At 53.8% G+C, this 11,428-nt stretch carries 7 protein-coding genes, 1 pseudogene and 1 riboswitch; all 8 genes and pseudogenes read right to left on the bottom strand.

The window, feature by feature from the left end; all coding sequences use genetic code 11:
- Window positions 1–21: 21 nt before the first annotated feature.
- A pseudogene (cobN, locus tag ACUVSA_RS10340) lies at window positions 22–3,969 on the bottom strand (cobaltochelatase subunit CobN).
- Window positions 3,966–4,763: an ABC transporter ATP-binding protein gene (locus tag ACUVSA_RS10345; RefSeq protein WP_445894745.1), complete on the bottom strand. Its 798-nt coding sequence runs from the start codon at window positions 4,761–4,763 to the stop codon at window positions 3,966–3,968. The pseudogene cobN and the gene ACUVSA_RS10345 overlap by 4 nt, the downstream one beginning before the upstream one ends.
- Window positions 4,751–5,734, bottom strand: coding sequence for a FecCD family ABC transporter permease (locus ACUVSA_RS10350; RefSeq protein WP_445894746.1), 984 nt, complete (start codon window positions 5,732–5,734; stop codon window positions 4,751–4,753). The genes ACUVSA_RS10345 and ACUVSA_RS10350 overlap by 13 nt, the downstream gene beginning before the upstream one ends.
- Before the next feature lie 272 nt (window positions 5,735–6,006).
- Window positions 6,007–6,330 carry an ABC transporter substrate-binding protein gene (locus ACUVSA_RS10355; protein ID WP_445894747.1) on the bottom strand — a complete coding sequence of 108 codons (324 nt, stop codon included), beginning with the start codon at window positions 6,328–6,330 and terminating at the stop codon, window positions 6,007–6,009.
- A gap of 375 nt (window positions 6,331–6,705) precedes the next feature.
- On the bottom strand, window positions 6,706–6,996 hold the full coding sequence (locus tag ACUVSA_RS10360) for a hypothetical protein (protein WP_445894748.1): 291 nt from the start codon (window positions 6,994–6,996) through the stop codon (window positions 6,706–6,708).
- A gap of 332 nt (window positions 6,997–7,328) precedes the next feature.
- Window positions 7,329–7,685 (bottom strand): hypothetical protein, encoded by a 357-nt coding sequence (locus tag ACUVSA_RS10365; protein WP_445894749.1) that lies wholly within the window; start codon window positions 7,683–7,685, stop codon window positions 7,329–7,331.
- Window positions 7,686–7,724: 39 nt separating this feature from the next.
- Window positions 7,725–9,956 carry a TonB-dependent receptor gene (locus tag ACUVSA_RS10370; RefSeq protein ID WP_445894750.1) on the bottom strand — a complete coding sequence of 744 codons (2,232 nt, stop codon included), beginning with the start codon at window positions 9,954–9,956 and terminating at the stop codon, window positions 7,725–7,727.
- A 157-nt stretch (window positions 9,957–10,113) separates the two neighbouring features.
- Window positions 10,114–10,316: riboswitch (cobalamin riboswitch) on the bottom strand.
- A 296-nt stretch (window positions 10,317–10,612) separates the two neighbouring features.
- On the bottom strand, window positions 10,613–11,428 hold an 816-nt coding region (locus tag ACUVSA_RS10375; protein WP_445894751.1), incomplete at its 5' end, for an MFS transporter.

Below are 11,428 nucleotides of genomic sequence, written 5' to 3' on the forward strand. Positions count from 1 at the left end.
ATAGACTCAGCGAACTCATGGTCATGAGGCCATGTTCCCGAGGACGGCGGCCATCTTACGCTTCCAAAAGTCCACTTCTTCTTGAGTCACCACATCGATGGAGCCGCCCTGAAACTCCCCTCGCACATCCCCCATGCGCTCTTCCAACCAACTTTCGATTTCGAGATAGATGGCCTTGAGTTGATGGCGAACGTCATCGGCAGGGTTCCACAGCCCTCGTTCGCTGGCCTCAAGCAGCCTTCTGCCGATTTCCTCCAGAGCCCAGGGGTTGTGTTCCTCGAAAAACCTTTTGTTTTCTTCGTCCATGAGAAAGGTTTTTGCGATATCATCGAAAATCCAATCGTCCACCTCTTGCGTCGTGGCTTCCCAACCGTAGATTCTGCCAACTCGCTTGGAAATGTCCCCTGCACCTTTGTAGCCGTGGCGTTTCATTCCTTCAATCCAGCGAGGGTTTAGGAGTTTTGTCCGCACCACGCGCCGAATCTCATCCGCTAAGTCCCGAACTTCCACGTGGCTTCCTTCTCGAGTGTCGCCGTAGTAGGTTTTCACATCCCGGCCTGAAAGGTGCCTGGCCGCAGCCGTCATGCCGCCGTGGGTTCCGAAATAGCAACAACAACCGAAAAGATCATATTCGTCGCTGACCACTTTGTTGTAGGATACATCGACACTTTTAAGTATGCGGCCAAACTGCCTATGTTTTTCTTTGCCCCAAATACCTTTGCCATAAGCATAGCCGTTCCAATACAAGAAAACATCAGCAAGGTCTTTTTCGTTTTTCCAAGCTGATGCGTAAACAGCCAGTTGAGTACCGGCTTGGTAAGTGCCTGGCATGGAACAAAAAATGCGCAAGGTGGCATCTCGCCAATTTTCATCATTGGCACGAACGGCTTCGAGAGCATGTTTGCGGACGAAGTTCATTTCTTCGGGTTCGTTTAAAGCCGCGACCGCTTGAATCGCCTCGTCCAGAAGTTCGATGCAGTTAGGAAAATTATCGCGAGTGATGCCGGAAACCCGCACCGTCACGTCCACGCGTGGACGGCCAAGATCCGTCAGAGGAAGAATTTCAAAACCTTTGATTCGGCCGTTGGACAGCCAAAGAGGTCGAACACCCATCAGGGAGAGCATTTGGGCTAAGCCTTCACCGTCGGCCCACATGATGTCGTTGCACATCCAAAAGATGGCCACGTTTTCCGGAAAGCGACCCTCTTCTCGAAGATGTTTGTCGAGAAGAGCATCGGCGAGCTTTCGGCCCACCTCCCAAGCTGCTTTGGAGGGGACCCGATAAGGATCCATGGAATAGAAATTCCTTCCCGAAGGGAGAATGTCGTCGCGGCCTCTCGTAATCAGCCCTGAGGGGCCCGCGGGAATATATCGGGCCGACATGCCTTCCAACAGCGCTTCGGTTTCCTGTGAAGCCTCAATGCGCTCGTTGATTTCGAGGATTCGATGGCGGATGTGTTGCCACACGGGATCATTCCAGTCGATGAACTTGTCCAGATCCATGGTTTAATCCTCCTGTGCAAATGAAACCGTGACCGTCATCGACTGCCTATGCGCGGCCGCGTTGTGGTGTTCCTGCAGTATGGATCGAATGACCGTTTTCGAGATTTGGTCCACTTCTTCAAGGACCTTTCCATAGGATTTGCCAGTGTGCTCATCCACTTGGGCCGGATTTTGGACAAGCGCCGCAAGATCGAAGCCGAGCCTTTTGGCCACTTCGCGGCGAAGCGAGACATCGCCGACAGCGTCATAGCGCAGGATGGAATAGATAAAATCCACACGGCGTTCCCCTTCCGGCCGTCGCCCGAAAACATGCATGCCGTCCTGGATCTGCGTGTTACGAATCAGCGAGAGTTTTTCGTGAGTGGCACGCACCACGTCTTCAAAAGGAATCCCATGGATTTCTTCATGGCTGAGTTCGTGCAGAGGCCGCCTTCGGTTTCCCACTGGAACTCGGATCTCTTTATCCAAATGGCATCGGCGCACTTCCTGCAAAATGACGTGTTGAAGCGCGTGGGCCCGCCCCTTGTCTTTCGTTCGAACTTCTTCGTATTCGGTCAGCAGACGATCGAGTTCGCTCAGCGTTTCGTAGAGCCCACTGGCCGTCATCACCGTTTGCATATGATCCACCAGCGTGGCGTAGGAACGACGTTTCGCTATGGTGCCCTCCGGCGGGTTGTCCGCATTGTAAATGTAGAGGTGTGGCACAGAATCAATGGCCATATCGGGAAAACAGGCCGCGGACAGGCCGACGCCTTTTCCTGGCAGAAATTCCAAATTCCCATGGGTTCCCACGTGAACGAGAACATGGGCTTGAAAAACTCGCGATAGCCACCAGTAGGTGGCCAGGTATTGATGAGGGGGTGGCACGTCCGGATCGTGCAGAATCTTGCAGACCTGGCCGTCGCAACGGGCCCCGGCACAGCCGCGCTTAGGTTGTACGCACACCACCGCATTCCCGTAACGAAGCCCTGTGATGACCATGGCACCGTTGTAGACCATGGCCGGAGGAATACCTTCTTTCCATTCACCAGGTGGATGTCCCCAGGCTTCCACCATGCGTCGCTGCGTCTTTTCCGGAAGTTGATCAAACCAATTCAAATAAGTGTCCGTGTCCACAAAGGCCAGTGCTCCTCCTTTGGCCACAATCTCCTCAACCGTCGTCCATCGAAATTCAGAAATGGCTTTTTTCGCCATAATGTCATGAATCAGCGCCTTGCCGTTTTCGGGGGCTTCGACGCCATAGCCGCTGTGGCGCATCTTGTGGAGCAACTCGGCGACAGATTGCAAGGTATCCAAATGCGCGGCGGCGCCCACGGTCGCTTCGACCGAGGCACATGGGTTGTTGTGGAGGATAAAGGCGACACGGCGCTCGTGCGGGGGAACTCGACCCAGGGCAACCCATCGCTCAATGCGGTCAGCCAATTTCTTCACTCGATCCACAATGGGTTCGCGCTCTCGAATGTCCTGCTCCCCTTCCTTTTGCGCGGCGACGATGATCGGCTCAATGACGCCCTCAAATTCAGGAAGCGCAACGGCCCAACCGATGTCGAGATTCAATTCTTCATGTTCCCATTCTTCCGTGGTCTTGTAGTAGGAAGTCACCGGCGAAAAACAGGGAACATTGAGTTTTTTTAAAATCTCGACGCTGTCCGCCGCCACTTGAGAGCGAAGCGGATCTACCTGGGCGTGATCTCGCCGTGAAGCGAGAAAAAAAGGGGTGAGTTTCACCATGGCGTCGATGCGCGACCTTCCGTCATGGGTTGTAAACCATTCGAGAACCACATCGCCGCTGCCTTTGTTGCCCAGTGAGTCGTCTTTGACCGAATAAGCAAAAACCGGAATAACCCGCAAAGATCGGCGTTCCAGTTCGTCAATGAGAGCATCTTCGACGGTCGTGACACCAGTAATCCAATGATGACGAGAGAAAAGGATACCGACGGTTCCTCTAGAGGGCCCATTTCCCCAACAGGCGTCATACCATGACACAAAGGACTCCATGTCGCAGAACACTTTTCCAGCCCGTGGATGGTAGATGCCTTCCCAGGGAACCGGTTTGGGCTGGTCGTAGGCCACAGGAATGCCCAACACTTCAGCCATCAAAAATCTCAACATGTGAATGAGATTGTCGAGGCCGTTGATGACGAAATATTTATGGACCCGACTGACAATCTCTGGGTCGACTGTGGATAGTGTCCAGTGGGCGGGGTCGTGACTCAGGTAGACCACGTGTCCACGAAACCCTTTGGCCAGCCGCTGATCCACCACGTCCCAAAAAGATTCGGCGGAACGGTAAAGTAAAACCAAATCCGCTTCGGCCACAGCCTCTAAAACCTGCTGCAGCCGTTCCGGGTTTTTGTCTAGCACACGGGCGGAGTGCAGCTCCACATCCACCCAGTCGGCCACGTTGGGAGCTGCTTGAACCAGTAAGTTGTAATGAGACTGCCAAAGAATGCCGATCGTTTTCATAGGCTGTCCTCCTTGATCACTGGGCAGAGGACTCTGTGTCCGTTGACAGATATCGTCTTGGCCTCGACACCATAAACTTCGCGGATCAATTCCTCATTGATGATCCGGCGGGGCGAGCCGGAGCAAATGACCGATCCCTCTTTGAGGACCACGGCATGGTCCGCGAAAAGGGCTGCCATATTGGGATCATGAAGCGTGACCAAAATCGTCAGATTTTTATGACGAGCGATGGCCCGAATTTTCGACAGCACATCGATTTGGTTTCGAAAATCTAAGTGAGATGTGGGTTCATCCATCACCAGGATGGGGGCTTCCTGCGCCAGCGCCCTCGCGATGAGGGTCAGTTGTCGCTCTCCACCGCTGATCTTCGTGTAGGGCCTGTCTGCAAGGGGCCCGATGCCGACGGAGTTGATGGCCTCTCGGGCCTTATCGTAGTCTCTTTTTTGGGGGGAGGACAAAAAGCCGATGCGAGGCGCGCGCCCCATGAGCACGACATCGAAGACGCGGTAGGGAAAGGGAGGCTCGTGTTCCTGCGGTACAAAGGAAAAAATTTTGGCCCGTTCCTGGATTGAAAATTTTCTTGCGTCTACGCCTCCAGTGAGGACATCACCGCGGGACGCCGACCACAGCCCGATGCTGCATTTGAAAAGGGTGGATTTTCCCGACCCGTTGGGACCCAGAATGACCGTCACTCGCCCGACGTCCGCACAAAAGCTCACATTTTTTAGAACATCTTCTTTGGCGTTCTTGTGTCGAAAGCAAAGATTTCGAACCTCCAAAGTCATTTGCCCCATGCCTCCCGTACTCCTTTTTTGACAAGATAAATAAAAAAGGGTGCACCAGTGAGGGCCGTGATGATTCCCACAGGGATGTCAATGGAGCTCAAAGTTCTGGCCACCGTGTCCGCGGCAATCATAAAGGAGGCTCCGGCGGTTAAGCTGAGAGGCAGCAGGATCCGATGATCCGGGCCGACGAGGGTGCGGACGAGGTGGGGGACCATGAGTCCCACCCACCCGATGATGCCACACACGGAGACGGCTGTTGCTGCAGCGAGGGTGGTGCAGGAAACAAACACAAGGCGATCTCGTTGAATGTTGACGCCAAGCGCCTTGGCTTCCTCGTCGCCCATACTTATGAGGTTGAGCCGCCAGCGCATGATAACAACGGGGGTCAGACCGATGGCAATACCCGAGGCGGCAATGCGCACCATCTTCCAGTCAGCCAGAGAGAAACTGCCCATGAGCCAGTAGACGATGCTTTGCAGTTTGTACGGGTCCACAACAAATTTCACAATGGACACCAACGCGGTGAAGAAAGCCGAGACAATCACCCCAGAGAGAATAAGGGGCAAACGGGACACTTCACCTTGAGTGCGAGCGGTCACATAGGCGAGCAAGACAGCCAGGGAAGCAAAGGCAAAAGCCATGATCTGCACGGGAAGGGCGCTGAGAAAACCAACGCTTAAAGCACAGCCGAAAGCGGCACCTGCAGAAATGCCCAAAATAAAGGGATCGACAAGAGGGTTACGAAATATACCCTGAAGGACGGTTCCCGACCCCGAAAGGGCTGCCCCAACGACTCCGGCCAGTATGACGCGCGGAAGGCGTACATCCACGATAATAGCCCTTTCAGGTATATCTCCATAATGATCAATAGATACAAAATGATTCAAAATGACTTTGAGCACCGTGACAGGAGTCATTGCGTAGGCCCCGAAAAAGATGGAGACCCACGCTACGAGAAACGGAGAGAAGAGCAAAACCATGATCTTGAAGTTTTTCACGGGTGCTCCAATGTCAAAAAAAAGCCGTCCAAAGAGGGTCCTTCCTCCTTGGACGGCCTTCTTGGCTCCATTGAATTTTAAATATACTATAACAATTTCTCTGTCAAGAAAAGCGAAAAATCGGCACAGGCTTTTGAACAACCTTTCAGAGCTCACGGCGCCCTGGTCCCCATTTCTTGAAGGGAAATGCCGAAAACCTTTCGATAAAAGGCATCCACTTCGTTCTCAAAGTTCACATTCTCAAATGCCGACGGCTAAATCTTCATGGCCATGAAGAGGGACATCGAGGCGACGCGCGGTGATGCCGTAGACCAAGTGGGAAGCTTGTAAACGTGGCGATGGCGAACGGCAGGAATGGCATGCCACTGTGGTCGCTGGAGAAACCACTCAGGCCCGTAATGCGCGTATCCCCCCGTTAAAATCAACTCGGGTCGCCATTCGAGTATGCGTTCGAAGGGCACGTCCATTGTCCGGACGTCCATGTTTTTGGCGTGGTTGACCGCCCCCAAGCGCGTCATGATTTCATGCATAATGCTCCGTTTTCCCTTGACTGTCGTCGGAGGCATCCAGGTGACCATAACCCAAGTTTGTCTGTTGTTTGCGTAAGGTATTGATACTGTAGGAAGGGCATTTTCGGTTCTTCACTACAAATTTTTCACTTGATGGACATCAGCCTTTTGAGGGGCCGAGGCCAGACGGCGAGAGCATTGTAAATTTCTAGGTGAACCGGGTCGGGCTCTGAGGTGTGCCGAAGATGGATAACTTGCCCCTTGTCGTTGATCATGCTGGTGGTGACACGGACCTGGCCGCTGAGATGTGTTCGTAGAGTTGTCCAGTTCGGGCCACAAGATGGCACTTTTCCTTCAGACGGGCGATGCGTTCCAAGACCCTTTCGTATTTCTTGATTCCTCTAAGATAGATTCCAAGGTGCTGGGTTCCGAGACATTTCCGGGCTAGACCTTGCTGGTTTTAGGAAATCCCTCCTCGTCCAAGATCATGGCCAAGGTCACCAGAGGCCGATCGGTGCGTTTTTCCTTGGAAGCCCCTTGCTGGGCTTCTGGGGCACAGGGATTGCCCTCAAAGTAGGTGTTGGTGAGATCGTAAAGAATGATCTTTTCTCCCAGGCCGAAGAGCTCCCTTTCCTTTTGCACCAAAGACTGCTCAATGGCTTCCTTTTCGGCAACCAGTCGATCGCAGGTCCGGTACAGACTGGAAAGGGACACATGCTTGGGCTCAATGCCCATGACCTCCTCAAGGGCGCTTCTTTGGTGAAACCACTGAAAGGTTTCCCGCTCGCTGGCGGGATGAATCTGTTTTCCAAGATGGTTAGATAAGCATGATCAAAGAAAACCCCCTTTTGAGCCTCCAAGGCTGACAAACTTGGAATAACAGGCTTATCCCCTCCCTCAGCACACTGTTGAAGATGGTTGTGGACCAGGGTAAAAACGCGATCCGTTTCCGCTAAGACTTCCTCAGCGCGCTGTTCCTTGCCGAAGAGCTTTCCATGGAGGCGAATGGTCTCATGGAGTTCGCCAAGGCTTTCAGGCTGGACGGCGATGGTGGGAATCCCTCGTTCTCAAGAAATCGAACAGAGGAAGGATACACCCCCACAGGTGATCATCAGCTGAGGGCGAACGCCCAGGACGGCTATCAGGTTGACGTCCGTGCCCTGTCCGACGGCAGGCTTTTTGAGATGCCGGTATCGTTCCACCCAGGCTTTGACAATGTCGCATCCTTCCTGTGCCCATCGGGAAACGCTCACAACCTGATCCCAAAGATTCAAAGCGCGGATCAGCTCTTCGGTGGCTACTAACGCCGCTCTCTGCACGGGCAGGGCCACGTGCACGCTGCGTCCGAGCTTGGCCGGCACGGTGATGGTTGCCGCCCCAGGGCTGTGCGCTATCATGAGAGCGATGAGGCCCGCCCACAGCAAGGGCCGTCTCGGCCGCAGGGCTATCTCATTTCCTCCGACTTAGAATTTCATCGTGAGTTCCATGTAAAAAGAGCGCCCTGGGGCTTTGTAGTATAAGTAATAATCGCGATCAAAAAGGTTATCGACCGCTAAGGAAACCGTAGCCCAAGGCCTGAGGGCGTAATCCACTTTGACATCGGTGACCCAAAAGGGATCGTAGGAGCCATAGACGTGATTCTGCTTGTCGGCATTCGTGTCGTAGTTGTAACGCTTGCCCACATAACGTCCCGATACGGAGGCCCGAACCGGACCTTTCGTCGCTCGTGCCCCCACGTTGCCTTGCCAAAGCGGGAGGTTGTTGAGCCGCTTTCCTTCGCTTTCCGGTTTGGCTTCATTCTTGGTAACCTCAGAATCCGTGTAAGTGAGGTTTCCATAAAGGGTCAACCATGCGCTCATTTTTTGCTCGATTTCGGCCTCGACGCCACGGGACTCCGCTTTGCCGACATTGACGTGCTCTTGAAGAGTGGGGCTGACCGTCTTTCGGTAAATCATGTCTTTAAGGTAATTTTCAAAATAAGTGATCGAAAAGGCGGCGCCGTTCCATAGCTCTTGTCGCCATCCCAGGTCCCAGGACAAAGCCGTTTCCGGTTTGAGTTCAGGATTGGCAGCATAGGTGATGCCTGAAGAGGCCACCCAGGTGCGGTAGAGATCGTAGACTGTCGGAGGGCGAAAGGACTTTCCCACAGTGCTTCGAAGCGTTGTTTGAGGAAAGGGTTGATAGACCAAAGCGCCCTTAGGTGATAAGGTCCCATGAGATCGTGTACCGTACTTTTTAGGGAAGCCGTCCTTGGGGTTTCCGGTCTTTGAGTCAATGTCAAGGACAAAGCCGTCAAAAGTCTGCCAGTTGTCGTAGCGGGCTCCCACGTAAGCCACCACCTTGCTTCCCAAGGGAATTTCATCCTGGAAGAATAGGGCCCATCCGCGATCTTTTCCTTTGGATTCGTAGCGCAGGCTGGTGGTTTGTTCTTCTTTCTTCCAATTGGGAAGGTTTTTTTCTGTGCTGTGGGCGTAAGCTCTGTTGAAGGCACCGCCAAAGGTCACGAAGTGCTGTTCAAGACCTGGAACAGGCGCATGGGTGAAGGGGAACGTGAACTGAATATCCGCCAAAAAGTTGCTGCTTGGTGTGTCGCTGACCGATCCCGCTCCTCCGGACCGCGTCGCTCCGGAAAAGGTGTTCACATACCAGCTTTTTTCTGTGTCCATAAAGCTCACGTGCGCCTTGGTCTTCAACTCCCCAACAAGAGGCGATTCCACATTGAAGGCATACGTATTGCAAACCTTACCGCCACCTCCCGGTAGAAAAGTGTTTTCCGGGCGCCCCTTGTAGGACCAAACGGGATTTCCGAGGGAGTCTCGAAGATACGTATGCGGTGTGTCATAATCGTATTCCGTGCGGCTTCGCGTAAAAGAAAAACCAAAAATTGTTTCGGGAGTGAGCCGATATTGGATTTTGCCGAGGATACCGTCGTTCCACTGTGTGTTGTCCCCAAGATCTCCCAGGAGATAGGCTGGATCACCCGTGCGAGTCTTTGTTTTTTGCCACCCGGTAATTTCCGAAGGGGGCGGTTTGGTGGTCACGTTAAAAGCCGTAGGGTAGCCGTTGGATTCCTGAAAAGCGTATCGAACAAGAAACGAGAATTGCTCCCCAAGCTTGTCTCCGTAGCTGAAATAAAACCTTGAAAGGTCATCGTAAGCATCGCCGCTTTCAAAGCCTGATCCGTACCCGGCCTTTGCCGTGATTTCTCGTTTTTCCGGCATTCGGGTTATAAAATGGACGACACCACCCATAGCGTATCCGCCGTAGAGATTCGAGAGGGGGCCTCTGACCACTTCGACTCTGTCCAGATCCTCGGGATAAAACCCGTCAAACAAGACGGCCCCCGAATAAGGGTCGTTCAAGGTGATGCCGTCCAGCAGCACTAGCGTTCTCTTTTGGTCAGGAAAGCCTCGAAGAGTAATGCGCGCGCCCATACTGTTCGGGTACCGAAGAACGGTCACTCCCGGTAGCTCGACGACGATGTCATCTGGTTTTTGCACGTTCCGATAAGAGAATTCCGCCTGTGTTACGACAGAAACGGCGCCCGGGGCTCCTTCGACTTCTTTCTCCGTTCGAGTTGCCGTAACGACAATTTCTTCCAGTTTGGAGGCATTATCTAGGGCATACGCTGAAGGTCCCACTAAAAGGAACATGGACAAAAAAAACCACGCAGCCAAAAACCCCGATACGCGCATGGACTCCTCCTTTGTGTGTTGTCCGCAAGCTATGAATGACCGACGACCACGCCGCATCGGGTAAAAAAAATCCCCCAAGGCCCTTCATAAAGGCTTTGGGGGATGACTCCCAGTTTTTTATCCCTCACATGAGGCGATATGCCGCATGGCCCGTGCGGTCACCTCAGCGCATCAGGCAGGTCTTCTGGCTCCCCTTCCTCGATGATGCCTTCCCACCGCTTTGTGGCGGCAGTGGCCTTTTGCTCATCGAAGTTCCGCTCGGCTTTACAAGGCGGCACGGGTCACAGCGGCGGGACCGCCCCCGATTTTCACGGGGTTCCCTTTTAAGCCCTTGGCAGGCACCTGATCGCTCACCGAAGGCCCATTTACCTAATTTCGGCCGTTGAGTCAAGGAAAAAAACCGTTGGCCTGTTCTTACGCATCGCGTTCTTTGGGTGTCCAACCGCGACGGAATGCAAGTGCCTTCCCTGGACTGAACGGTGCATCCTCAACAAAGGGTTTAAACTGTCTCGACGGCGACCTTCATGGGGTGCGATCTTGCAGAAAAGGCTTCGAGATTGCAAAACATGCCATCCCAAAGCACCTTTTAGCGCCGCTCGTGAACAGGCTCGTGGGCACGGAACGGCTGAGAGCGCCCCCTCAAAAACGCGCCGCCTTCAGTTTTTGTAGGTTTCGCGGACGAACATCGTGCAACCGAGCACCAGCAGAGACGAAAAGAAAAGGCAGGATAGAAGCGCAGTGTAAGCCTCCGGAGGATAGCCGAAGGCCGTGGAGGTGCTGGCATGGCGGTCCAGTAGACGGCCGAGCAGCGGCATGGCCACGGCGCCTCCGAGAAAGGGAAAGAGGTTGAGAGAACCCAAGGCGGTGCCGGCGATTTCGATGGGAAAGAGTTCTTTGACGGCCGTAAAGGCGATGACCACCGTGGATGAAGAGCTGATGGAAAAAAGCAAGAAAAAGAGCATCAGCGCCCAGGTGGGAAGGCCTGAAGGAAAGATCCGTAGAAACCCCAGTTCCACCGTCATGGCCAAAGCACAGCCGATGAGCGGTTTCTTGCGGCTGCCGAAGACGCGGTCGGAAAGAAATCCCAAGGCAGGGCTGCCAAAAATCGTGCCCCAGGCGATGAGGCTCAGGACGGATCCGGCCTGTTCCCGACTCATGCCGTAAACATGCATCAAATAAGGCCCGCTCCACAGAGCACCGAAGCCAAAGAAAATGCCGTAGTTGACAAAAGACCAGAGGGAAAACAGCCAAAACTGAGGGGATCGGAGCACGTGCCCGATGCCTTGTCGAAGGGAGATGGCCGCAGCCGGATTTTGTGTTTCCTGGGGGACCAGCGATGAAGCTGTCAGAGGTTCCCAGCCCTTGGCTTCGGGGCGGTCTCGAACCACGAACCAGACCAGAGCGGCAATACCCAGGCTGATGCCGCCGATGAGTTCAAAGGAAACGCGCCAGCCAAAGGCGGTGGTCCATCG

It is taken from the genome of Desulfosoma sp. (assembly GCF_052743555.1).